The organism is Pseudarthrobacter sp. SL88, assembly GCF_026672455.1.
GTDB lineage: Bacteria > Actinomycetota > Actinomycetes > Actinomycetales > Micrococcaceae > Arthrobacter.
Map to the genome: position 1 here is coordinate 1669052 of NZ_JAPPRD010000001.1, position 23131 is coordinate 1692182.

The 23131-nt window shown below is 67.8% G+C and carries 18 protein-coding genes; 12 read left to right on the top strand and 6 right to left on the bottom strand.

Features of this window, described 5'->3' with window-relative positions; all coding sequences use genetic code 11:
• Positions 1-66 precede the first annotated feature (66 nt).
• Genes OVA06_RS07700 through OVA06_RS07725 form a run of 6 tightly spaced genes read left to right on the top strand, consistent with a single transcriptional unit; the run spans position 67 to position 11725 of the window.
• Positions 67-1929, top strand: coding sequence for a heavy metal translocating P-type ATPase (locus OVA06_RS07700; RefSeq protein WP_268160696.1), 1863 nt, complete (start codon positions 67-69; stop codon positions 1927-1929).
• The gene (locus OVA06_RS07705; protein ID WP_082497382.1) at positions 1926-2438 is read left to right on the top strand and encodes a universal stress protein; all 513 of its coding nucleotides are present in this window, start codon (positions 1926-1928) and stop codon (positions 2436-2438) included. The genes OVA06_RS07700 and OVA06_RS07705 overlap by 4 nt, the downstream gene beginning before the upstream one ends.
• The gene (locus tag OVA06_RS07710) at positions 2438-4993 is read left to right on the top strand and encodes a cation-translocating P-type ATPase (RefSeq protein ID WP_268160698.1); all 2556 of its coding nucleotides are present in this window, start codon (positions 2438-2440) and stop codon (positions 4991-4993) included. Before OVA06_RS07705 ends, OVA06_RS07710 begins: the two co-directional genes overlap by 1 nt.
• A gap of 55 nt (positions 4994-5048) precedes the next feature.
• Positions 5049-7466 (top strand): phosphoenolpyruvate synthase, encoded by a 2418-nt coding sequence (gene ppsA / locus OVA06_RS07715; protein WP_268157417.1) that lies wholly within the window; start codon positions 5049-5051, stop codon positions 7464-7466.
• Positions 7467-7508: 42 nt separating this feature from the next.
• Positions 7509-10703 carry an HAD-IA family hydrolase gene (locus OVA06_RS07720; RefSeq protein WP_268157419.1) on the top strand — a complete coding sequence of 1065 codons (3195 nt, stop codon included), beginning with the start codon at positions 7509-7511 and terminating at the stop codon, positions 10701-10703.
• The gene (locus OVA06_RS07725) at positions 10700-11725 is read left to right on the top strand and encodes an ATP-dependent 6-phosphofructokinase (RefSeq protein ID WP_268157421.1); all 1026 of its coding nucleotides are present in this window, start codon (positions 10700-10702) and stop codon (positions 11723-11725) included. The genes OVA06_RS07720 and OVA06_RS07725 overlap by 4 nt, the downstream gene beginning before the upstream one ends.
• Before the next feature lie 59 nt (positions 11726-11784).
• On the opposite strand, the gene OVA06_RS07730 is transcribed toward OVA06_RS07725, so the two are convergent.
• Entirely contained in the window at positions 11785-12651 is an 867-nt protein-coding gene (locus OVA06_RS07730) for a universal stress protein (RefSeq protein WP_268157423.1), read from the bottom strand.
• A 48-nt stretch (positions 12652-12699) separates the two neighbouring features.
• Positions 12700-13158, bottom strand: a complete 459-nt coding sequence (locus OVA06_RS07735) for a pyridoxamine 5'-phosphate oxidase family protein (RefSeq protein WP_056079590.1) — start codon at positions 13156-13158, stop codon at positions 12700-12702.
• 247 nt (positions 13159-13405) lie between these two features.
• Here OVA06_RS07735 and OVA06_RS07740 point away from each other — a divergent pair, with 247 nt between their 5' ends.
• Positions 13406-15058, top strand: coding sequence for a sensor histidine kinase (locus OVA06_RS07740; RefSeq protein WP_268160701.1), 1653 nt, complete (start codon positions 13406-13408; stop codon positions 15056-15058).
• A gap of 15 nt (positions 15059-15073) precedes the next feature.
• Here OVA06_RS07740 and OVA06_RS07745 read toward each other — a convergent pair whose 3' ends face one another.
• Positions 15074-15754 (bottom strand): response regulator, encoded by a 681-nt coding sequence (locus OVA06_RS07745; protein ID WP_056079584.1) that lies wholly within the window; start codon positions 15752-15754, stop codon positions 15074-15076.
• A 232-nt stretch (positions 15755-15986) separates the two neighbouring features.
• Here OVA06_RS07745 and OVA06_RS07750 point away from each other — a divergent pair, with 232 nt between their 5' ends.
• On the top strand, positions 15987-16436 hold the full coding sequence (locus OVA06_RS07750) for a universal stress protein (RefSeq protein ID WP_268157426.1): 450 nt from the start codon (positions 15987-15989) through the stop codon (positions 16434-16436).
• Between the two features lie 22 nt (positions 16437-16458).
• On the opposite strand, the gene OVA06_RS07755 is transcribed toward OVA06_RS07750, so the two are convergent.
• From OVA06_RS07755 to OVA06_RS07765, 3 genes are all read right to left on the bottom strand, one after another.
• Positions 16459-16917 (bottom strand): universal stress protein, encoded by a 459-nt coding sequence (locus OVA06_RS07755; RefSeq protein WP_268157429.1) that lies wholly within the window; start codon positions 16915-16917, stop codon positions 16459-16461.
• Positions 16918-16967: 50 nt separating this feature from the next.
• Positions 16968-18488 carry a DUF4389 domain-containing protein gene (locus OVA06_RS07760; protein ID WP_268157431.1) on the bottom strand — a complete coding sequence of 507 codons (1521 nt, stop codon included), beginning with the start codon at positions 18486-18488 and terminating at the stop codon, positions 16968-16970.
• Positions 18489-18568: 80 nt separating this feature from the next.
• On the bottom strand, positions 18569-19435 hold the full coding sequence (locus OVA06_RS07765; RefSeq protein ID WP_268157433.1) for a universal stress protein: 867 nt from the start codon (positions 19433-19435) through the stop codon (positions 18569-18571).
• 255 nt (positions 19436-19690) lie between these two features.
• Here OVA06_RS07765 and OVA06_RS07770 point away from each other — a divergent pair, with 255 nt between their 5' ends.
• The 4 genes from OVA06_RS07770 to OVA06_RS07785 are packed head-to-tail and all read left to right on the top strand — an operon-like array spanning position 19691 to position 23074.
• A complete protein-coding gene (locus tag OVA06_RS07770) occupies positions 19691-20122 on the top strand; it encodes a hypothetical protein (RefSeq protein WP_268157435.1) in 432 nt (143 codons plus the stop codon).
• Positions 20123-20158: 36 nt separating this feature from the next.
• Complete coding sequence (locus tag OVA06_RS07775; RefSeq protein WP_268157437.1) at positions 20159-20683, top strand: mycothiol transferase; 525 nt, start codon at positions 20159-20161, stop codon at positions 20681-20683.
• Positions 20676-21602, top strand: coding sequence for a ribonuclease Z (locus tag OVA06_RS07780; protein ID WP_268160703.1), 927 nt, complete (start codon positions 20676-20678; stop codon positions 21600-21602). The genes OVA06_RS07775 and OVA06_RS07780 overlap by 8 nt, the downstream gene beginning before the upstream one ends.
• Complete coding sequence (locus OVA06_RS07785) at positions 21599-23074, top strand: protein adenylyltransferase SelO (protein ID WP_268157439.1); 1476 nt, start codon at positions 21599-21601, stop codon at positions 23072-23074. The genes OVA06_RS07780 and OVA06_RS07785 overlap by 4 nt, the downstream gene beginning before the upstream one ends.
• Positions 23075-23131 lie beyond the last annotated feature (57 nt).

Genomic DNA, 23131 nt, shown 5'->3' on the forward strand with positions numbered 1-23131 from the left:
GGCGTGATCGCAGGGCCCGGGACGGCCGGCGACAGCCCGGCACCGCGCAATGCGCTGCTGACCAGGATGCTGGCCCAGGTCCGCCTGTACCCCTTGGTGTTCCTGACCTGCCTGGTGCTCGCCGCCACCCTGGGGCTGCTGCTCGCCGGGCGGGAAGAGCCGGCGCGGCTGGGTGCGTCCGCCTATGCAGCCCTCGTGGCCGTGTTCCGCGCGGTGGTGATGGTCCGGTCCCTCCGGGAGGGGCGCTGGGGGATCGACGTGCTGGCGCTCATGGCCGTCGCGAGCACGGTGGCCGTGGGCGAGTACCTGGCAGCCCTGGTGGTCATCCTCATGCTTGCCGGCGGCGAGGCGCTGGAAACCTTCGCCCAGGGCCGCGCCGTCCGCGAACTGAGGTCCCTGCTGGACAGGGCTCCCCGCTACGCCCACCGGGAAACCGACGGATCGGTACTGGAGGACACCCCCATCGATGACGTGCTGCCGGGCGACATCCTGGTGGTGCGGCCCTCCGAACTGGTCCCGGTGGACGGCGAGCTCCTGTCCGGGGAGGCCAGCATGGACGAATCGTCCCTGACCGGCGAGAGCCTGCCCGTGGAAAGGGTGCGCGGGGATCTCCTGCTCAGCGGCTCCGTCAACGGCGAGGCAGCTATCAGGGTGCGGGCGGCGGCCACGGCGGCCGACTCGCAGTACAGCCGCATCATCGCCCTGGTGGAGGAGGCTTCCTCCAGCCGGGCGCCGGTGGTGCGCCTCGCGGACCGGTACGCCGTTCCCTTCACCGCGCTCGCGGTGGCCATGGCCGCCACCGCCTGGTTCCTCTCGGCAGACCCCGTCCGGTTTGCCCAGGTCCTGGTGGTGGCCACGCCGTGCCCGCTCCTGATCGCCGCACCCGTGGCATTCCTCGCCGGCACCAGCCAGGCGGCGCACAAGGGCATCATCATCAAGAACACCGGCACCCTGGAACAGCTGGCCCGCGCCCGGACGGCGGTCTTCGACAAGACCGGAACACTGACATCGGGACGTCCCGTCCTGGATACGGTGCAGGCGGCACCTGCCGCGGGATCCGGCGCGGGGCCTCCCTTCGACCCGGCCCGTATCCTGCAGCTGGCTGCCTCCGCCGAACAGTATTCTTCCCACGTCCTGGCTGCCTCCGTCATCGAGGCAGCCGCCCAGCGCAACCTGGAGCTTCTGCCGGTGACGGAGGCCATCGAGCACGCCACCCACGGTGTGCAGGCCGTCTGCGGGGACGACACCGTGGTGGTGGGCAAGGCTGGCCTGGTGAAAGCCGCGGCCGGGTTCCGCGAAGCGTCGCTCCGCAGCGGCCAGCTGGCGGTGCACGTGGCCATCAACGGGACATATGCCGGAGCGCTGATCATGAAAGACCCACTGCGCGCCAACGCGGTGGGAACGCTTGACCAGCTGCAGCGGCTCGGGGTCCAACACACCGTGCTGCTGACCGGCGACGCCGGCGCCACCGCCGCATACATCGCCAGGGAAGCCGGCATCACCAGGGTGCAGGCGGACTGCCTGCCGGAGGACAAGGTCCAGGCCGTGGCGGCCGTCCGGGAGCGGCCCGTGCTCATGGTGGGCGACGGCGTCAACGACGCTCCGGTGCTCGCGGCAGCGGACGTGGGCATCGCCATGGGCGCCAGGGGCGCTACAGCTGCCAGCGAATCCGCGGACGTGGTGGTGATGCTTGATGACCTGTCAAAGGTTGCCCTGGCGGTGGCGATCGGGCAACGCACCATGTCGGTGGCACTTGTCAGCATCTGGACAGGCATCGGGCTAAGCGTGGGGCTGATGGCCGTGGCCATGACCGGCTACATTCCCGCCGTCACCGGTGCCCTCCTCCAGGAGCTCGTGGACCTGGCCACCATCCTGAACGGGCTGCGGGCCCTGCACGGAGCCACCGTACGGCCGGCAACGCCGGCATGACCTTTGGCACTTCCGGGCCGCCCGCCGTCGTGGCGAATGTAGTGGATATGAACGAAGAATCAGCTTCCCGGCCCGTCATCGTGGGTGTTGACGGGTCCGAATTCTCCTCGGCTGCCCTCCGGTACGCCGGAACCCTCGCCGCCCGGCTGGGCGCCCGGCTGGAGGTCATCACCTGCATCGGCATGCCCGACTACCTGGTGATATCCCACCTTGAGAGCAGCGAGCACCCGCTGACGGCCGGGCTGGAGGACACCGCCCGGCGCCTGGTGGAGGACGCCCTCGGCCGGGCGTTCACCGGCGGCCGGACCACGGCCATCGACGTGACGGTCAGGTTCGGAGCGCCCGGAAAAGTCCTCGTGGAAGAGAGCAAACGGGCGCAGCTGCTGGTGGTGGGCAGGCATGGTGAAGGAGGCTTCCCCGGCACGTCCATGGGCTCGGTCAGCAAGGCCTGCGCCGCCCGGTCAGTGTGCCCGGTGGTCCTGGTGGGGCAGGAGCCGGACAGCGTGTGATGGCCGCGGCAGGCCTCACAACTGAGCAGGCAGCGGAACTGCTCAAACGTGCCGGACCCAACGTCCTGCCGGGTGAGAAGCCCGTCCCGCAGTGGCGTAAGCTCTGGGCGGAGCTGACCCACTTCTTCGCCCTCATGCTGTGGGTGGCCGCTGCCCTGGCTTTCGTTGCCGACATGCCGCAACTGGGCGTGGCGATCATCGTCGTCGTCATCGTCAATGGCGTCTTCGCGCACATTCAGCAGGAACGCGCCCAGCACGCCGCCGCAAGGTTGCGGGGCCTGCTGCCCGCCGACGTCCGGGTACGGCGGGACGGACAGGTCCGGACTGTCCACGCCAGCGACCTGGTCACGGATGACGTGGTGCTCCTGACGGCCGGCGACCGGATCCCCGCCGACGTCATCCTGCTTGGGGCCGCGGCCTGTGCCGTTGATGAATCCATGCTGACCGGCGAGAGCGCGCCGGTCCCCAAAACCGGCGGCGACCCCGCCTGGGGCGGCACCTTCCTGGTCAACGGCGACGCCGAAGCCACCGTTACCGCTACCGGCGCCGCAACTCGCCTGGCCGGGATCGCCGCACTGACCAGCGCTGCCCTGCCACCACCCACGCCGTTGTCCCTCGAGCTGCGCAGGATCGTGCGGCTGGTGGTCCTGGTGGCCCTGGGCATCGCCTGCCTGTTTTTCCTGGTCTCCCTAGTGGCGGGAATCGCCTGGCGCGACTCGTTCCTGTTCGCCATCGGGGTGGCTGTCGCGCTCGTCCCGGAAGGCCTCCTGCCCACAGTCACCCTGTCGCTGGCGATGGGCGCCCAGCGGATGGCTGCCAGGAACGCACTGGTGCGCAACCTGGAGGCCGTTGAAACGCTGGGATCAACCACCTTCATCTGCACCGACAAGACGGGGACCCTCACCCAGAACCGGATGAACGCCGTCCAGGTCCACACGCCCGCCGGAACCATCCATGTGGCGGGGGAGGGATACGGACCGGCCGGGTCGGTACAGGGCGGCGGGCAGGAGGCGGCCGCGGAGGCGGCGCTCGCCGCCCGTGCAGCGTCGCAGGGCCGGGCGGTGCTCCGCAATGGCGAGTGGCAGGCTTCGGGCGACCCGATGGAGGCAGCAATCGACGCCTTGGCGCGGCGGCTCTCGGGCAGCCACGGGTCCGAGACACCGCCTGCGCGACGCATGGCGTTTGATCCGGTACGTCGCCGGGAGTCGGCCATCGTGGGCCAGGATCTCTTCTGCAAGGGGGCACCGGAGGCCGTGCTGCCGTTGTGCGCGGACGTCGGCACGCTGGTCGGGGAACAGGTTCTGTTGATGGCGTCCGGGGGCCTGCGGGTGATTGCGGTGGCACGGCGCAACCTTGCGGGGTTGGCGGGGGACAGCATGGCAACGCCTGCGGAGGACCTGGAGAGCGGCATGGAACTGCTGGGCCTGATCGGCCTGCACGATCCGCCCCGGCCCGGTGTGGGCGACGTCATCAGGACAGCCCGGCAGGCCGGGCTCAAGGTGGCCATGATCACGGGCGACCATCCTGCCACCGCGGCGGCGATCGCCCGCGAGATCGGCCTGGCCGGAACACCGGAGATGGTGGTGGAAGGCTCCGGCCTCCCGGAGGACTGGCAGCTGCTTGGAGCGTTGCTGGACCGGGACGGGATTGTGGTCAGCAGGGTGTCGCCTGAACAGAAGCTCCTGGTGGCCAAGGCCCTGCAGTCGCGTGGACATGTGGTGGCCATGACCGGCGACGGCGTGAACGACGGGCCGGCCCTGCAGGAAGCGGACATCGGCGTGGCCATGGGCCTCAGCGGAACCGATGTGGCCCGGGAGGCGGCAGACCTGGTGTTGCTCGATGACCACTTTGCCACCATTGTGGCGGCCATCGAACAGGGCCGGGCAACCTACGCAAACATCCACCGTTTCCTCACGTACCACCTGACCGACAATGTGGCAGAGCTGACGCCCTTCGTTGTCTGGGCGCTCTCGGGCGGCCAATTCCCGCTGGCCCTCGGCGTGCTGCAGATCCTCGCCCTGGACATCGGAACCGACCTGCTGCCGGCGCTCGCCCTGGGAGCTGAAGCTCCCGGCAAGCGCGTACTGTCACGGCCGCCGGAACGGAGGCACCTGATGGACCGGCGACTCATGGTGCGCGTGTTTTGCGTGTTGGGCCCCGTTGAGGCCGCCGTCGAAATGGCCGCCTTCTCCGCTGTGCTCTTCGCCGGCGGCTGGACCCGCGGCGGGCCTCCTGAAGCCGGCCTGCTCCTGGCGGCGTCGGGTACGGCCTTTACGGCGGTGGTCCTCGGACAGCTGGCCAACTCCTTTGCCTGCCGGAGCGCCACGGTACTGCCCTGGCAGCTGGGCTGGGGCACCAACAGGCTGCTGCTGTGGGCCGTGGCTGCCGAACTGGCGGTCTTGGCAGCATGCCTGTTCATTCCACCGGCCGCGGGCCTGCTGGGACAGGCCCCGCCCCCGCCGGCCGGCCTCCTTGCCGCGTCCCTGGCTATACCGGCCGTCCTGGCAGCGGACTGGGTATACAAGGCCGCCTGGCCCCGCCGGCCGCGGCCGTGACCCGTGGGGACCTAAGACCCTGCCCCGGCATGCCAGACCAGCCCAGAATCAAGGCATGACTGCTCCGTCCGTGACCTCCGGAACCCACCTGCACATCAAATGGTTCAGCGACACCGGAATCGGGGACGTCGCCTCGGTGGGCGGCAAGAACGCGTCTCTCGGTGAGCTGAGCAGATCGCTGCAATCGGCCGGGGTCAAGGTACCCGAAGGGTTCGCCACCACCGCTGACGCCTACCGGACCTTCCTTAAAGACAATGGCCTGGAGCCCCGCATCAGGGACTGCATCGCGGAGTACCAGGAGGGCCGGGCCACACTCCGGCAGGCCGGTGCCGCCATCAGGGAGCTGTTCCTGGCCGCCGACTTCCCGGGCGGTATTGCCGCGGAGATCCGTGGACACTACCGGGAGCTTTCACGACGGGCCGGCCATGCGCAGGTGCCGGTGGCGGTCCGCAGCAGTGCCACCGCCGAAGATCTGCCGGATGCCAGTTTCGCCGGCCAGCAGGAGACCTTCCTCAACGTCTCCGGGGAACGGGCCGTCCTCGACGCCTGCCGGCGCTGTTATGCCTCGCTGTTCACCGACCGCGCCATCAGCTACCGCGATATCAAAGGATACGGACACCTCGATGTTGCATTGTCGGTAGGGGTCCAACGCATGGTGCGCTCCGACGTCGGGGCATCAGGGGTCATGTTCTCCATCGATACCGAATCAGGCTTTCCACACGCGGTGCTCATCAGCGCCGCCTGGGGGCTGGGGGAAACAGTGGTGCAGGGAACCATCAACCCGGACAAGTACCAGGTGTTCAAGCCGCTGCTCGCTGACAGCCGCTTCACACCGGTGATCGCCCGGGAAACCGGTGCCAAGGAACGGAAGATGGTTTACAGCCATGGCGGCAGCGCGCTCACCCGGATGGTGGATACCACGGAACGCGAGCGCGCCTCCCTGGTGTTGACGGATGCCGAAGCCGTCCTGCTGGCGCGGTGGGCGTCCGCCGTGGAGGAGCACTACGGGCGCCCCATGGACATGGAATGGGCCAAAGACGGACTGACCGGCGAACTGTTCATGGTCCAGGCCCGGCCCGAAACGGTCCAGGCCCGCCGAAGCAGCTCAATGTTCCGCACCTACCACCTGCAGCAGCAGGGGCACGTCCTCGCTGCGGGGGCGGCCGTGGGGGACAGCATCGCCAAGGGCAATGTTTGCGTCATCCGGGACGCGAAGGACATCGAATCATTCACCGAAGGATCCGTCCTGGTCACCCGGATGACCGACCCGGACTGGGTACCTGTCATGAAGCGTGCCGCCGGCATCGTCACGGACCACGGCGGACCCACCAGCCACGCAGCCATTGTCAGCCGTGAACTGGGCGTTCCGGCCGTCGTCGGAACCGGCAACGCAACGGACACCCTGCCCCAGGACGCCCCCATCACCCTGTCCTGCGCGGAAGGGGAAGAGGGCCGCGTCTACGAGGGACTGCTGGACTACACGGTGGAGGACGTCGATATGGACCAGCTGCCCGCCACCCGGACGGACGTGATGGTCAATATCGGCAGCCCTGCCGCGGCTTTCAAATGGTGGCGGCTTCCCGCAGCCGGTGTTGGCCTTGCCCGGATGGAGTTCATCATCAGCAACCTCATCCGCATCCACCCCATGGCCCTGGTCCATCCCGAGCGGGTGGCCGACCAGGACGAGGCCGCACTCATCCGCCAACTCACCAGTGGGTACAGCGACCCCCAGGAATACTTCGTTGACGCGCTGGCCACCGGCATCGCCAAGATTGCCGCGCCGTTCCACCCCAAGCCCGTCATCGTCAGGCTCAGCGATTTCAAGTCCAACGAGTACAGCCACCTGATCGGCGGCAGCGCCTTCGAACGCTCCGAGGAAAACCCCATGCTCGGGTTCCGCGGTGCCTCCCGCTACTACAGCGAGGACTACCGCGAAGGGTTCGCCCTCGAATGCCGGGCCCTCAAAAGGGTGCGGGAACAGATCGGCTTCGCCAACGTCGTCGTGATGGTCCCCTTCTGCCGCACCGTCCACGAAGCCGACCAAGTGATCCAGGCCCTGGCCAGCCACGGTCTGGTCCGCGGGGAAGCGGGCCTGCAGCTGTACATGATGTGCGAAATCCCCTCGAACGTGGTGCTGGCCGGGCAGTTCGCCCAGCGGTTTGACGGTTTTTCCATTGGCTCAAACGACCTGACACAGCTGGTCCTGGGGGTGGACCGGGACTCGGAACAGCTGGCGGGACTTTTCGATGAACGTGATCCGGCCGTCTGCGCCATGATCGCCGAGGCAATTTCCAAGGCCCATGCTGCCGGTATCAAAATCGGCATCTGCGGACAGGGGCCCAGCAACCACCCGGAGCTCGCCGAATTCCTGGTCGGCCAGGGCATCGATTCATTGTCCCTCAACCCGGACACCTACCTTCGAACCCTGCCCGTCATTGCCGCAGCCGAGCAGCGCCTGCCCCCGCGGGCCTAACGGCACTGGCTGCCCCGGACACCCTGCTGATAGCACTGTGCTATGACCGGTTCTCCCACCGCAGCTGCCGCGAGGCCGCCGTTCGACGCGGTCATTTTCGACCTCGACGGAGTCATCACCAACACCGCACTGCTCCACCAGGCCGCCTGGAAGGAAGCATTCGACCGCATCTTCCAGGACCCGCGGATCCCGGCCGCGGCCAGCCGCACGCCGATGTCCAAAGCCGATTACCGGACGTTCATCGACGGATTGCCCCGGGAGGAGGGCGTCATGAAGTTCCTGGCCGCCAGGGGAGTGGCAGTGGACCGGGGAACGGACCACGATCAGCCCGGCGCCTGGACGGCATTTGGATTGGGTGCCCTGAAGAACCGGTTGTTCCTCGAACACCTGCGCAGGGACGGCGTCCAAAGCTATCCGGGCACCATGCAGCTGCTGCACCGGCTGGCCGACGCCGGGGTGCCCACGGGCGTGGTGACCTCCAGCCGCAACGCGTCCTTCGTCCTGGATGCAGCCGGCATCGCTGACCTCTTCAGCGTCATCCTCGACGGAGCGGCCGCGGCCAAGCTCGGGCTGCGGGGCAAACCCGCGCCCGATGTCTTCCTGGCCGCCGCGTTCCGGCTGGGTGTTCCACCATCCCATGCCGTGGTCATCGAGGACTCGGTGGCCGGCGTCCAGGCGGCGCGGCGGGGCGGCTTCGGCCTGGTGGTGGGTATTGACCGGAGCGGCACCCGGCGGGGCCTTGAAGCTGCAGGTGCCGGTGCGGTCCTGAACGACGTCGGGGAACTGGACCTGGGACTGGTGCTGGGCGATCCCTGGCACCTGGTTTTCGAAGGATTCGACGCCGACCACGAAGGGCACCGCGAAGCGCTCACCACCCTGGGCAACGGCTACCTGGCCGTCCGGGGAGCAGCTTCGGAAGGCGGCCCGGCCAGCTACGCCGGCATGTACCTCGCCGGAGTGTACAACAGGGCGGAAGCCGAAGCTGGTGGCGAGACGGTCATGGAGGAACACCTGGTCAACGCTCCGGACTGCCTTCCCCTTGACCTGAAGATGGACGGCGGGCGTTGGTGGTCCGCCGGCGGCATGACCCTCCTGCACGAGCGGCGCTCGCTGGATCTGCGCAGGGCCGTACTTGAGCGGCGAATGCTGCTCGAAGCCGCCGACGGTAAACGGTTGGAGGTGGTCCAGACCCGCTTCGCGTCCATGGCCGAGCCGCATCTGCTGGTGCTGGACATGCAGGTGACGCCGCTGGGCTGGAGCGGCACGGTGGAGGTGCGCAGCGGAGTGAACGCCGGGGTCCGGAATGCCAACATTCCCGGCCCGGAGGCCGGTCCCGGGATCCACCTGGCGGATCGCACCGGCGAGCGCACCGCCGTCGGGGACGCACCCGGTGACGTCCCGGATGACGGCATCTCCGTCGTCGAGGCCGAAACGACGCAAAGCCTGGTGCGGATCGCCGTGGCTTTCCGCACCCGGGGAGCCGGCATCCCAGCGGGGGCAGCAGAGGGCCGGGACGGGGCGCTCCACTACCGGTCCTTCCGGATGGCGCTCGCCGACGGGAATCCGTCAACAATCACGAAGGCTGTCGCCGTGGTGACCTCCCGGGACCGCGCCATCTCATCCCCGGCATCCGCAGCGCGGTTGGAGCTCCACCGCGCCGGCGATGACCCCGGCGTGCTCCTGGCTGCCCACCTCGACGCCTGGCACCGGGAGTTGGCGCCCTACCTGGTGGAGATGGACGCGCCAGGGCAGGTGCGGCTGGTCCTGAACCTCCATATCTTCCATGTCCTGCAAACCCTGACCCGCCATACGGCTGAACTGGATGCCGGTGTCACTGCCCGCGGGCTCCACGGTGAGGGGTATCGCGGCCACGTTTTCTGGGATGAGCTGTTCGTGCTGCCACTGGTGACGCTGCGCACGCCCGACGTGGCACGCGCCCTGATCGACTACCGGTGGCGCCGGCTGCCGGCCGCACGCCAGGCCGCTGCACTGGCGGGCTGCACGGGGGCGAAGTTTCCCTGGCAGAGCGGAAGCGACGGGACCGAGGAGACGCCCACCTGGCTCTACAACGACCGCTCTGGCCGGTGGGTCCGTGACTATTCGCACCTGCAGCTGCACGCCGGCCTGGCGGTGGCGTTCAACGCGTGGCAGTACTACCAGGCCACAAATGACAAACCCTGGCTGCTCAGGCGGGGCGCCGAACTGGTCATCGAGGTTGCCCGGTTCTTCGCCTCCCGTGCCGAGTTCAGCCAGGACACTTCGCGCTATCACCTCAAGGGCGTGGTGGGGCCGGATGAATACCACACCGGGTATCCGGGAAACCCTGAGCCGGGACTGGACGACAACGCTTACACCAATGTGATGGCTGCCTGGGCCTGCCTGCGGGCCGCGGACATCGTCGCCATGTTCCAGGGTGAAGAGCGGGCTGAGCTGGCGGCACGGCTGGGCATCAGCGCCGATGAGGCCGCCGGCTGGGAGCGCGTGGGCCGGGCGTTCTTCGTCCCCTTCCACCCCGACGGCGTCATCAGCCAGTTTGCCGGCTACGGGCAGCTCAACGAACTGGACTGGGACCGCTACCGGGAAACCTATGACAGCATCGAGCGGTTGGACCTGATCCTGGAAGCAGAGGGCGATGACACCAACCGGTACAAGCTCGCCAAGCAGGCCGATGTCCTGATGCTTCCCTATCTCCTGGGCCAGGAAGGACTGACCGGACTCCTGGCCGAACTGGGATACACGTTCACCGCGGAGCAGCTGAACCTGACCATTGAGTACTACCTCGGCCGCACGGCCCACGGCTCCACCCTGAGCCGCGTTGCGCATGCCTCAGTCCTCGCCGCCCTCGACGCCGACAGGGCCTGGGACAGCTTCCGTGAAGCGCTCGACGCCGACCTGGACGACACCCAGCACGGCACCACCCGGTCTGGAATCCATCTCGGCGCCATGGCCGGGACCGTGGATGTCATCCAGCGCAGCTTCGCCGGGCTGCGGCTAAGCGGGGAGACCATCATGTTCGCCCCTAACATGCCCACAGGACTGCGGAGCGTCGCCTTCCACATCCGGTACCGGGGGCACCATCTGAACGTCAGGCTCAAGGGCGGGCACCTTCATATCGTGTCTTCACCCGGGGACGCCGCGCCCATCAGTGTGCGGGTCAACGGCAGGGATACAACCCTGATGCCGGGCGAGTCCGGCAACTTCCGGCTCGCGGCCGCAGCGGATCCGGCCCTGCCGTGAGGCGCCTCGGCATCCTGACCAGTGGAGGCGACTGTCCCGGCGTGAATGCCGTGATCCGCGGCGCCGTCCTCGCCGGAGACATCGTCCACGGCTACGGGTTCGTCGGGTTCAGGGACGGCTGGCGCGGAGTCCTGGAACAGGAGGTTGTTCCCCTGCCGCGGCACAGCGTACGTGGCATCTCGCGGCTGGGCGGAACGGTCCTGGGCACGTCCCGGACCAATCCGCTGCGGAACGGCGGAGCCGGGGCCGTCCGCGAATGCTTCCGGCGCAACGGCCTGGACGGGCTCATTGCCATCGGCGGCGAGGGGACCCTGGCGGCGGCCAGCGAGCTGTGCCGGCAGGGCCTGCACATCATCGGAGTGCCCAAGACGATCGACAACGACCTGGGTGCAACGGATTACACGTTCGGTTTCGACTCGGCCGTCCAGACGGCAACCGAGGCCATGGACCGGCTGCGGACCACCGGTGAGTCCCACCACCGGTGCATGGTGGCGGAAGTCATGGGACGAAACGCAGGCTGGATTGCGCTGCACGCGGGCATGGCTGCCGGTGCGCACGCCATCCTGGTCCCGGAGCACCCGGTCTCCCTGGAGCAGGTTGCCGCCTGGGTGCTGTCGGCCCGTGACCGCGGCCGGGCGCCCCTCGTGGTGGTGGCCGAGGCATTTGCCCCCATGGGCCAGATTGCACCGTATGCGCCGCGCGGGCTGGATACGTTCGGCCGGCCCCGTCTCGGTGGCATCGGCCGCCTCCTGGAAGAGGAACTCCAGGCCAGGACAGGCATCGAAACCCGGGCCACCATTCTGGGCCACATCCAGCGGGGAGGTGAACCCACCGCCTTCGACCGTGTACTCGCCACCCGACTCGGCATCGCCGCCGTCCAGTTGGCAGCCGACGGGAGGTGGGGGACGATGGTTGCGTTGCGGGGCACAGACATCATCCCGGTTGACCTGGAACAGGCCCTCGGAGCCCTGAAAGTGGTACCCGAAGCGCGGTACCGGGAAGCGGCTGTCCTGTTTGGATGACTCCCGTGAGGCAAGGGCCGCTGCCCCGTAGCGGCCCTTGGTGCAGGGGCCTGGAGGAGTCAGGCCGGCTTTCTGAGCCTCGTGATGACTGTGGGACAAGGCGGCTGGGCCAGGACGGCGTGCGCAGTAGAGCCCAAAAGGAGCCTGCTGAAGCTGCCACGCCCGCGGCTTCCCAGCACCAGCAGCCGGGCCTGGGCGGCGGCACGGACAAGGGCGGCGGCGGGCTCCATGACGGTCTCAAGCACATCATGCACCACAAGGCCAGGGAAATCCTGCCGCAGGCCGGACACAGTTTCGGAAAGGACTATCCGCTCCTCCTCGAGAACGTGCCGGGAAAAGCTACTGGACGGAAGGCCGGCCCCGACCCACCTTTTGGGTCCGGTGAAGGCGTAAAGAACCGTGAGCTCGTCACCCAGCGCGTCAGCCTCCGACGCTGCGAAGGCTACTGCCTGCGTCGATTGGGAGGACCCGTCGACGCCGACGACGACGCCCCTGCCGTCGGATTGCCCGGGGCCAACCACGGCCACCGGTGATGCCGCCACGGCCGCGGCCTGCAGCGCCCGGTCTGTTAAGGCTCCCCGTGTCTGCCCGCTGCTGCCCAGAACCAGCATCGATGCCTTTTCGGAGTAGCGGCCCAGCGATGCCCCAATGCTTCCCTCCAGCTGTTCCTGCGAGACCTGAAGTCCGGGTTCCTCGGTGCGGAGCCGGTCTGCGGACATCTTCAGGAGGTCTTCCCCGGACGTTCGCAGCACATCGATGTAGGGCAGGGCTTCCAGTGCTTCGCCAGCCATCCAGTGGTCGTCCAGGACGTTCAGGAGCACCAGGGGCAGTTTGAGCCGGGCGGCCCGCGCAGCCGCCCATGCCAGGGCGGCCCGGGATGCTTCGGAGTCGGTGACGCCGACCGCGATGGGCCTGGTGGTGTCCATGGGTGACCTTCCTCTGGTACGGCTGCCCGGCCGTCATGCCGGACAGCATCAACCTTGGCCGGCAGGCTCCTGCGATGCCCAGCGGGTTGGGGGAGCAATAACAAAACGCCGGCCGGAAATCTCGCCGGGAGTGACCCGGACCAGCCGGTTCTTGGTTCCGGCCTGCCAGGGTGACAGGCCGGCGGACTCGGCTTCCCGGTAACCTTCCGGATCTTCCACGGTCACCGCGCGTCCCTTGACCACGACGCTCCACGCGATGGTGCCGTACTGGTTCAACCCGTCCGCCTCCAGGGAGACCTGTTGTGCGTTCGCCACGGTGTCCAGAGTCTTACCGGCGCCGGTGCGGATCAGCACCGTTCCGTTGCTGGCAGCGAAGTTGACGGGGAATATTTCGACGTCGGTGCCATGCGTGAATGCAATCCTGCAGACCGGCGTCGACTGCAGGTATTTCCAGCAGTCGTGAACGCCCAAAATTTCGGCTTCCACTTCCAACGCACCTGTATCCATGGCCGTAGCCTAGGGCCGGGAGACCCGGCGGACTAGGGAAGAAGGTCCCGGTATCCGGATATTCAATGCAACGGCGTTCCAAGGCCCGCCGTCGTCTCCTAGGATGGTGCCAAGCCATCACTGCGTGCTCAGGCGCGGGCGGGGGCCGCGGCGCGCACCGGGGCACTGCGTGCCGCCGGGTTCCTGAAATGGCACGGGCCGCTTCGGCAGGAGGTCAGTTGTGAGCACTGAGCCATGGCGTTCGCCCATGAGGGAGCGGGCCGAAGACCTCCTTCGCGACTTCGTCTCCAGGGCGGACGAGCTGCTGCAGACACAGGACAGGATGAACGGCCTCCTGTCCGCCGTGATGGCTATCGCCGAGGACCTCAGCCTCGAAACCGTGCTGGACAGGCTGGTGCGCTCGGCCTGTGACCTGGTGGGTGCACGCTACGGCGCGCTCGGCGTTATAGGCGAAGACCTCCGGCTCAGCCACTTCATCACAGTGGGGATCGACAAGGACGGCATCAAAGCCATTGGCCAGTTGCCCACCGGGCACGGTGTTCTCGGTCTGCTGATCCGCGAGCCCAGGCCCCTTCGGCTCCACGAACTTGGCCAACACCCGATCGCTTCGGGCTTTCCTCCAAACCATCCCCCCATGAAATCGTTCCTCGGTGTACCAGTACGGGTGCGCGACGAAGTGTTCGGGAACCTCTACCTGACGGAGAAGAACGGCGGGCTGGACTTCACTCCGGAGGATGAAGACCTCGCTGTGGCCCTGGCCGCCGCGGCAGGCGTGGCGATCCAGAACGCCCGCCATTTTGACGACAGCAAACGCCGCCAGAAGTGGCTTGAAGCAGGGATGGAACTGAGCAGCCGGCTCATCGTCACACCCCGGCCCAAGGATGCGGAAAACCTGGATCTGGTGGCGGAAACAGCGTTGCGGGTCTCGGAAGCCGTGCTTGCCGTTATCGCCGTGCCTGATGGTGACGGTACGCTCCGCTGCCGTTCGTCGCTTGGTGTGCAGGGACTCCAAGCCGGACAGGAGGTCAAGGCTTCCGACGCCGTCGATGTGGTCATTGAGACCGGGAAATCGGTGGTCGTCCGGGATCCGCAAGAGGTTTTTGGTGGTGGTATCGGCGAAAAGCTGGGGGCCGTGCTCGTGTGCCCCCTGGGCCACAGCGGCAGCGATAACGGGGTGCTGCTGCTGGCCCGGCCCTCCGGGGGCGGACCCTTCAGCCAAGCCGAGCTGGAATCCAGTGCGCTGTTCGGCAGCAGGGTGGGGCTGGCGCTGGGACTGGGACGGGTGCATGCACTGCGCGAACAGAACCTCCTGTTCACCGACAGGGAGCGGATCGCCCGGGATCTGCACGACCTGGTGATCCAGAGGCTGTTCGCTGCGGGCCTGAGCATCCAAAGCCTGCGGCGCTATACCCCGGACCCTGTGGCCCATGAACGGATCGCTGCGGTAACAGCTGAACTGGACGACACCATCCGGAAGCTCCGCGACACCATCTACTCGCTGCGGACCGGCGGGAACCATGAACCGCTGACCAGCCGAATCCTCAAGGTGTCCGAGGAAACGTCCCGGGGCTACTCAGTGGCGCCAGATGTAGTGTTCAGCGGCCCCGTTGACGAGGTCGTCGATGATGACGTCGCGGGACACCTGCTCTCCGTGCTGTCCGAGGGCCTGAGCAACGCCGCACGCCACTCGGGAGCTGCGGACGTGCACGTGGCGGTGACCGCCTCAGCTGACGGTGTGGAGCTTGTCATCAAGGATGATGGCTGCGGATTCGAGGAGCCCGGGCAGACCAGCGGCCTGGCCAACATGAGGCACAGGGCGGAGATGCTGGGCGGCAGCTGCAGCATCGACAGTGCACCAGGAGAGGGCACCCGGATCAGATGGTGTGCAGGCCTGCAGTGACAGGGGGCCAACACATCAGGAGGCCTCCGGGCTGTTCCGGGTGACGAACACGGCCGCCTGCGTCCGGCGCTCGAATCCCAGTTTTGCAAGGATGGATGATACGTAGTTCTTCACGGTCTTCTCGGCCAGGAAGAGTTCCTCGCCGATCTGGCGGTTCGTCAGTCCCTGCCCCACCAGCACGAGCACCTTTTTTTCCTGTGCGCTGAGTCCTTCCATCCTCGGGTCCGTCGGGGTCCGGGTCAGTCCCGAGACGATCCGTTCCCGCACCCCGGGCTCGAACAGGGACGCGCCGGTGGCCGCCTTGCGGATACCGGCCAGGAGGTCGTCGCTCCTGATCTGTTTGAGGATGTACCCCGCCGCTCCGGCCAGGACAGCTCCGCGGATCGCCTGTTCGTCGTCGTAGCTGGTCAGGATCAGGCAGTTCAACCGCGGATCGAGCGAACGGACATCGCGGCAGACCTCGATGCCGGTACCGTCCGGCAGGCGGCCGTCCAGTATGGAGATGTCCGGCCGAAGCGCCGGGATCCGGCGAGTGGCCTCGGCAGCCGATCCGCTTTCGCCCACCACCACGAACCCTTCACCTTCCAACAGGTCCTTCAAGCCCTGCCGGACAAGTTCGTGGTCGTCGAGGATGAAGACGCGGAGCGGTTCCTGCGGAATTGCAGCTTCCCCCGAGTCAGTCTCAAGCCTTTGCACGTTACGCTCCCATTTTCATAAGGACCACACCTGCACCCGCTGCGCTGTGCGGGCAGCCCCTGGGCGGGGCAAGTACCATTCTTGCGCCCGTTGTCCGTGGATGTAAGGGACCAAAGTACGCAAAGTACCTGATCCCGCTGCCGCCGCCCGGTGACCAACGGCCCTACCCGGCCGGCTGCTCCTTCAGCAGGGTTGGATCAGACGTCAATCAGCAAAGGGAAAGGAGCCCACCATGGAAGCCGGCGGAGGCCAGCCCAGGATCATTGTGGGCGTGGATGGGTCAGCCGCCTCGGTCCAGGCCCTGCGGACTGCCCGCGCCTTGGCAGGGCCGCTGGATGCCGCTGTGGAGGCATGGGCGTGCTGGGATGTTCCTGCCGGTTTCGGGATTTACCTGGCCGTGGGCATTGAGGGATTCGAAGTCGCGGCGAAGCAGGCACTCCGGCAGGCGCTCGCTGATGCCTTCGGGTCGCCGGTGCCGCCGGAAGTCCGCGGGCGGCTCCTGCGGGGCAGCGCTGCGCAACTCCTGATCGGCGGCAGCAGGGAAGCTGCGCTTCTGATTGTTGGCCGGCATGGGCACGCTGGCTTCGTGCCGGGCTCGGTGAGTTCCGCTTGCGTGAGCCATGCCCACTGTCCGGTTTTGGTGGTTCCGGCCCAGGCAGACGCGTCCGACGGCGGGCGCTGACCTGTCCTGTTCCGAACCTTCGTCACGGGGTTTCCGGGGGCGCCTCCGGCGTGTGCACTACCAGCACCGGGCAGTGGGCGTGGGCCACCAGGGCCGAGCTGACAGAGCCCAGGAGCAGGCCGCTGAAGCCGCCGTGCCCGCGCCGGCCCACTACCAGCAGGTCAGCGTCGCGGCTCGCTTCGATCAGTGAATCCCGGGGGTGTCCGCGGACGAGGCTGGCCATGACGTTCGACGGCGTTTCGTCACCGTAGGCGGTGCTGACCGCCTCATCGAGGATCTGGCCGGCACGCTCTTCGAACCCTTCGATGCCCATCAGCATGTAGCCGGAGTAGGCCTGCGGGTAATCCCAATAGGCGTGGGCCTCGACCTTGGCGCCGAGCGGCACCGCGAGGCGCTGGGCCTGCCGCAACGCCTCGATGGAGGCCTCCGAGCCGTCGACTCCTACGACGATCCGGCCGAACGGTGCTCCGGCTGAACCCATCTCAACTCCTTCTGGTGCGGTCATGACCGTTGTTGCCCAACCCCCGGCGGCTAGGGCTTGGGTGTTGGGCCCGTTCCGGGCATGTGTATTTCCTGCCGGACCGGTTGGCCTGCCGGCGGCGGTGCTTCACCGGGTCCCTGGTCGAGCCGGAAAGGCGGATATTCGTCCCGCATCAGCGCCGTGTAGGCCATGACGCGGTAGATCCAGCGGTTGATGCCCAGGATCAGGTCGAACAGCGGGCGCAGGTAGCGGCCGGTGAAAAGGAGTGCCACCACGGCCACCAGGACCAGGATCCCCAGCAGCGAAATCCCGGTGCTGCGCTCATACGTGGTTCCCAGATCCGTGGTTTCGGCCCGCCAGGTCCATGCCGTGCCGGCGAGGGCAGCCACGATCAGCAGGTGTGGAATGGCCAGCAGCCACCACTTGACCAGCACCAGTCCCCGGGAAAGCCGCTCCGGATAGTCCACATCGAAGTCGGCCGGGTAGTCGGCGTGCGCCAGGGTGAAAGGCGGATAGAGGTCCGTTCCGGCGGCGGCATAGGCGTAGAACGCTACCCTCCAGTTCCAGCGCATCACCCCAACATTGAAGTTGAAGAGTGCCCTCGGGTAGCGGCCGGTGAAGAGGATCGCGAACCCGGCCACGATGGTGGTCACTGCGAAGGCAAACCATAGGAAGACCAGCACAACGAAGTGGGGAATCGCCAGGAACCACTTGACCAGCCACAGGCCCCTGGACAGCCGGGGATCCAGCTCACCGGAAAGCCGCGCCGGGTAGGGGGCCCGGTCCGCCAGTTCTGCCATGTGCTGCGGGGGCTGCTGTGCCTGCACCGGAAGTCCCGGGGCGCCACCGGCAGCCGGGTATCCGGGGTACGGCGCTCCCGGTCCCCGGGCCGGCGGGCCGGTATGGCGGCCGAGGCCCATTGCCCCGAAAGCCAGCAGCGGAACACCGATCACCAGGGCAATGGCGCCGCCCACCAGCAGGCCCGAGGCGGCCGGCCGGATCAGTTCAGACCGCGCCCCGGCCTGCAGTGTTGCTGCCACGCCCTGGCTGGCATCGGCGTTCATCAGGACAATCGACCAGTTGCCGGCCGCCAGGTCCCACGTGAGTTCCTGTTCGCCGGGGCCGGTTGCGGAGGCAGCCCAGAACGTCTGCTGGGCGGGCGCTGCAGGGACGGCGGTTCCCGGTATGTCACGGTAGTCGGCCCGGAACGGCTGCATTTCGACGTCGAGCAGTTCCGAGTGGTAGACGCCGGACAGGTACTTCTCGACGTCGGCGCTGGACGCGATCCCGATGAAGATGTCCTTGGCCGGGTCCACCGGGGCCGCCCGCAGCCGCAGGGTCCCCAGATCGAAGGGGAGGCGGGGCGGAACACCTTCGCCGACGGCGTCGAGCCGGGGCGATGTCAGCGCGTGGGATGCGACGGACAGCCGCGCCGAGCCGGAGGTGAGGAAGCCATCACCCTGCGCGGACCCGACCGCCATGGCTACGGCGCCCCCGGCGAGCGCTGTGAGGCCCACCAGAGAAAGGAGGATCCCCAGGATGAGCATGATGATTGCTGCGGTTTTTCTCATGGTGTCGCCCCTGGAACGGATGGTGCGGACAATGTGGATGGCGGAATCCGGCGGCCTGCCTGGCCGGCTTCCGTTCTTGGTCAGGCCTTGTTCTTGCCGGCCTGGATCCGGGTGATGACAGTGGGGCAGGGAAGATGCTTAAGCACCCCGTGCGCAGTGGACCCCAGCAGCAGCCGCTTGATGCCGCCGCGGCCGCGGATTCCCACCACCAGCATCCTTGCTCCGCCTGCCGCGTGGACCAGCGCGTCAACGGGGTCCCGTTCTGTTTCCAGCACCCGGTGCACCTTCAGGTCGGGGTAGTCCTCCTCGAGGCCCGCCACGGTCTCAGAGAGGACCACCCGTTCTTCTTCGGAGACCATCTCGGCCAGGCTGGCCGGGGCCAGCCCTGCGTCCGTTACGGGGTCGGGCATCCTGACGGCATAGACAACTGTGAGTTCATCGCCCTCCCGGTCGGCCTCCGCAGCCGCAAAAGCGACAGCCTGCGTTGCCTCCCGGGAGCCGTCGACCCCCACCACCACGCCGGACCGTCCGGCAAGGTCCTGCGTCCCGACGACGGCCACCGGTACCTTGGCGGAGGCCGCGACCTGCAGGGCCCGGTCTGCCAGTGTCCCGCCCAGGTGCCCGGAGCCGGAACCTATCACGAGCATCGATGCCTTGCCCGAGTACTTGGCCAGCGAACCGCCCACGCTCCCGGTCAGGAGCCGTGTGGTGACAGTGGCCGGTGTTGCTCCCCGGACGCGCCCTGCCGCAGTTTTCAGCAGTTGGTCGCCAGCCTCCTCCAGTACGCCGAACCAGGGATAGGGTTCGGCCACCCAGCGGTCGTCCACCACGTGGAGGACGGCCAGCGGTACCCCGGATTTTTCGGCCCGGTGCGCGGCCCACAGCACCGCCGCCTGGCTCTGCGCCGAGTCGTTGGTGGCTACGGCAATCGGTTTACGTGATGTCATGGCCGGCTTCCTGGTCTTTCGTGCGGAGTTATGGGCGGACTTAGGAGGCGGTGGCCGCCCCCAGCGTTGCGCGCCGACAGCACGTCTCCTTGCCTACAAGAGTGGCCGCCGGACTGCCGCCATCTGTAGGGCCGAAAGTCACGGCTGTCGGGGGACGGTTCCCACCCGCAGGGGTGCTCAGTATGCTTACTATTGTCTGGCGGTACCGTTCTGCGCTGCACCAGACCGGGTGCAGCCCCAAGGAAAGGCGTGAACATGAGTGAACAGAACCTCCCGGAGGATGGCCTGGAAGTCGTTGACGAAAATGACGTGCTGCTTGATGAAACCCCGGGAAGCACAGCGTCGCAGGAGCTTGACCCCGTACACGGCGAACCGGACAGCTATCCGGGTGCAGCCGAGAACAATCCGGACCGCTGGCAGGAAGACCCGCTGCTCCAGGACGAAGCTGCCCCGGGCGGGGAACAGGACTTCCTGAGCGACCAGGCCCTGCGTGACGAATCCGCCGAGGCGCGCTACGAATCGGGCGATGAACAGGTGCCTCCGGATTCACCCACCCTCGGGCAGGCAGCAGCGGACGTTGACTTCGGCGAGGATCCCACTGGCTTGGAGGCCGATGCCAGTGACGACGCTGAGAACTTCGGTGGGTCGCCGCTGAGCGAATTCGACCCCAATGATCTTGAGCGTTAGGCACGGCCAACGGCGCTGGTGCTGAAAGGCGGGGATATGAAAACCAATGAACTCCTGCAGGATGCCTTCGTGCGCATCAGCGATGCCGTGACGGAGACGCTCGATGGCCTGGATGAAGAAGCCCTGCATCATCGCCCGGCCGGCACCGGCAACCCTATCGCCTGGCTTATCTGGCACCTGGCACGGGTGGAGGACGCACAGGTTGCCGCCGCTGCCGGCCTGGAGCAGGTCTGGACACACGCGGGCTTTGCTGACCGCTTCGGCCTTCCGCTGACGGACCGCGACACCGGCTACGGGCACACCAGCAAGCAGGTGGACTCGGTCCGCGCCACGGCAAGCCTGCTGGGGGACTACTACGGCGCCGTCCACCGGCAGACCATGCGGGTCCTCGGGGAACTGGCAGACCAGGACCTTGACCGGACCGTTGACACCAACTGGGACCCTCCGGTCACCCTCGGCGTCCGGCTGGTCAGTACCCTCGCCGACTGCCTGCAGCACGCGGGCCAGGCGGCCTATGCGAAAGGTCTGGCGGCCGCCGGCCATGGCAGCGGCCGTGCGTGAACTGGTGGTCCTGGGCACCGCATCGCAGGTGCCCACCCGTACCCGAAACCACAATGGGTACCTGCTTCGCTGGGACGGGGAGGGGCTGCTCTTCGATCCGGGTGAGGGGACGCAGCGCCAGATGATCCACGCCGGAGTTTCGGCAACGCAGATCACCAGGATCTGCCTCACCCACGTCCACGGCGACCACTGCTTCGGACTCCCCGGCGTGCTGTCGCGGATGGTGCTGGACGGCGTCAACCATCCGGTCCACCTGCACTACCCGGCCTCGGGGGAGGGTGTGGTGCGGGCGCTGGTATCCGTCAGCACTCCCGGCCTTGACCTGAGGCTCCATCCCCACGGCGCCGCCGGTGAGGTGGCGGACGGCCTCCACGTCCGGCCGCTCAAGCACCGGATCGAAACATACGGGTATCGCCTCACCGAGCCCGAGGGCCGCACGTTCCTGCCCGACCGCCTTGCGGCAGCGGGCATCGCCGGGCCGGACGTCGGCCGCCTCCGGCGCGAAGGTACCATTGCCGGCGTCGGCCTGGCCGACGTCAGCGTTCCGCGCCCCGGGCAGCGCTTCGCGTTCGTCATGGACACCGCCCCGTGCGACGGTGCCGAAGACCTTGCAGACGGCGCCGACCTCCTGGTCGCCGAGTCCACCTTCAGCGACGACGACGGCGGGCTGGCGGAGGAATACCGCCACCTCACCGCCGGGCAGGCGGGCGATTTGGCGGGGCATGGGAGCGCCCGGACGCTGGTCCTCACGCATTTCTCATCCCGGTACGGCAACGACGTCACCCTCATGGCCCGGCAGGCGTCCGCCCGCGCCAAGGGCGCCACCGTGACCGCCGCCGACGACCTCCAGCGCATCCGCCTTCCGAACCGCCGCGGGGAGCCTGTAACGGCCGCTGCGGAGATAGGGTTAAAACCATGACCGCTGCAGCACAATCAACTGTTGCCCTGGGTGGCCGCTTCGCCCGCGAACTCAACGAACTGGCGGTGCCCTGGGAGGCGGAGGAAGCTCCGGACCCCAAACTCCTGGTGCTCAACGAACCGCTTGCCGGAGAACTGGGGCTCGACCCTGGGTACCTGGGCTCGGAAGAGGGAGTGCGGTTCCTGCTGGGCAACCACGTGCCGGAAGGGGCCACGCCCGTGGCCCAGGCCTACGCCGGGCACCAGTTCGGCGGCTATTCGCCCCTCCTCGGTGACGGCCGTGCGCTGCTGCTGGGTGAGCTGCAGGATGCCCGCGGACGGTTGAGGGACCTGCACCTGAAAGGCTCCGGCCGCACGCCGTTCGCGCGCGCCGGTGACGGCCGTGCCGTCGTCGGGCCCATGCTGCGCGAATACGTGGTCAGCGAGGCCATGCACGCCCTCGGCATCCCCACCACCCGTTCCCTTGCCGTCGTGGCTACCGGACGGCATGTACGCCGGGATGACATGCTGCCCGGCGCCGTGCTGGCCCGGGTGGCCGGTAGCCACCTTCGGGTGGGTAGTTTCCAGTATGCGCGGGCCACCGAAAACACGGAGCTCCTGCGCCGGCTGGCGGACCACGCCATCAGCCGTCACTACCCGGATGCTGCTGCGGCGGACAACCCCTACCTCGCCCTCTATGGGGCGGTGGTGGCGGCACAGGCCTCGCTTGTGGCGCAGTGGATGCTGGTGGGGTTCGTCCACGGTGTGATGAATACAGACAACATGACCATCTCCGGGGAAACCATCGATTATGGCCCCTGTGCCTTCATCGACGCGTTCAACCCGGCCGCCGTGTACAGCTCCATCGACGTCGGCGGCCGGTATGCGTACGCCAACCAGCCGGTCATGGCCGAATGGAACCTTGCCCGCCTCGCCGAAGCCATGCTGCCGCTAATTGACGAAGACCAGGAGGCAGCGGTTCCGGTGGCCGTGGAGGCGCTGGGTGGATTCCGGCGGCAGTACAGTGCGGCGTGGTTCGGCGGCATGGCCACCAAGCTGGGCCTTGCGGCGGGGAAGCCGGGGACCGCAGCAGGCGAGGAGGTCTCGGACCTGGTGGACGGGGTCACCGGCATCCTCAAGGACGGCCCCGTGGACTACACGCTCTTCTTCAGGAACCTGGCCAAGGCAGCCCGGGGTGACAGCCGGCCTGTCCGCGGCATGGTCATGGACTTGGCCGCGTACGACGCATGGGCCGAACGCTGGCAGGAGCTGGGGCCGGACGCCGGGCTGATGGACCGCACCAATCCCGCGTACATTCCGCGGAACCACCTCGTCGAAGAGGCGCTGGCCGCGGCTACCGGCGGGGACCTGGAACCACTGCACCGGCTGCTGGAAGCGGTAGCGGCGCCGTACAGCGAACGCCCCGGCCTGGAGCGGTACGCCGAAGGCGCCCCGGAGGACTTCGGGACGTACATGACCTTCTGCGGCACCTGAACAAGGAAAGGCAGCAAAAAGGGCGGTAGCCGGGGTCTCCCGGCTACCGCCCTTTTG

Bases quoted from the DNA above. Each gene is read 5' to 3' on its own strand.
- OVA06_RS07720 (WP_268157419.1), top strand. From the start codon at position 7,509: ATGACCGGTTCTCCCACCGCAGCTGCCGCGAGGCCGCCGTTCGACGCG.
- ppsA (WP_268157417.1), top strand. From the start codon at position 5,049: ATGACTGCTCCGTCCGTGACCTCCGGAACCCACCTGCACATCAAATGG.
- OVA06_RS07710 (WP_268160698.1), top strand. From the start codon at position 2,438: ATGGCCGCGGCAGGCCTCACAACTGAGCAGGCAGCGGAACTGCTCAAA.
- OVA06_RS07705 (WP_082497382.1), top strand. From the start codon at position 1,926: ATGACCTTTGGCACTTCCGGGCCGCCCGCCGTCGTGGCGAATGTAGTG.
- OVA06_RS07770 (WP_268157435.1), top strand. From the start codon at position 19,691: ATGAGTGAACAGAACCTCCCGGAGGATGGCCTGGAAGTCGTTGACGAA.
- OVA06_RS07775 (WP_268157437.1), top strand. From the start codon at position 20,159: ATGAAAACCAATGAACTCCTGCAGGATGCCTTCGTGCGCATCAGCGAT.
- OVA06_RS07755 (WP_268157429.1), bottom strand. From the start codon at position 16,917: ATGGGTTCAGCCGGAGCACCGTTCGGCCGGATCGTCGTAGGAGTCGAC.
- OVA06_RS07740 (WP_268160701.1), top strand. From the start codon at position 13,406: ATGAGGGAGCGGGCCGAAGACCTCCTTCGCGACTTCGTCTCCAGGGCG.
- OVA06_RS07750 (WP_268157426.1), top strand. From the start codon at position 15,987: ATGGAAGCCGGCGGAGGCCAGCCCAGGATCATTGTGGGCGTGGATGGG.
- OVA06_RS07730 (WP_268157423.1), bottom strand. From the start codon at position 12,651: ATGGACACCACCAGGCCCATCGCGGTCGGCGTCACCGACTCCGAAGCA.
- OVA06_RS07760 (WP_268157431.1), bottom strand. From the start codon at position 18,488: ATGAGAAAAACCGCAGCAATCATCATGCTCATCCTGGGGATCCTCCTT.
- OVA06_RS07700 (WP_268160696.1), top strand. From the start codon at position 67: ATGCTGGCCCAGGTCCGCCTGTACCCCTTGGTGTTCCTGACCTGCCTG.
- OVA06_RS07785 (WP_268157439.1), top strand. From the start codon at position 21,599: ATGACCGCTGCAGCACAATCAACTGTTGCCCTGGGTGGCCGCTTCGCC.
- OVA06_RS07735 (WP_056079590.1), bottom strand. From the start codon at position 13,158: ATGGATACAGGTGCGTTGGAAGTGGAAGCCGAAATTTTGGGCGTTCAC.
- OVA06_RS07765 (WP_268157433.1), bottom strand. From the start codon at position 19,435: ATGACATCACGTAAACCGATTGCCGTAGCCACCAACGACTCGGCGCAG.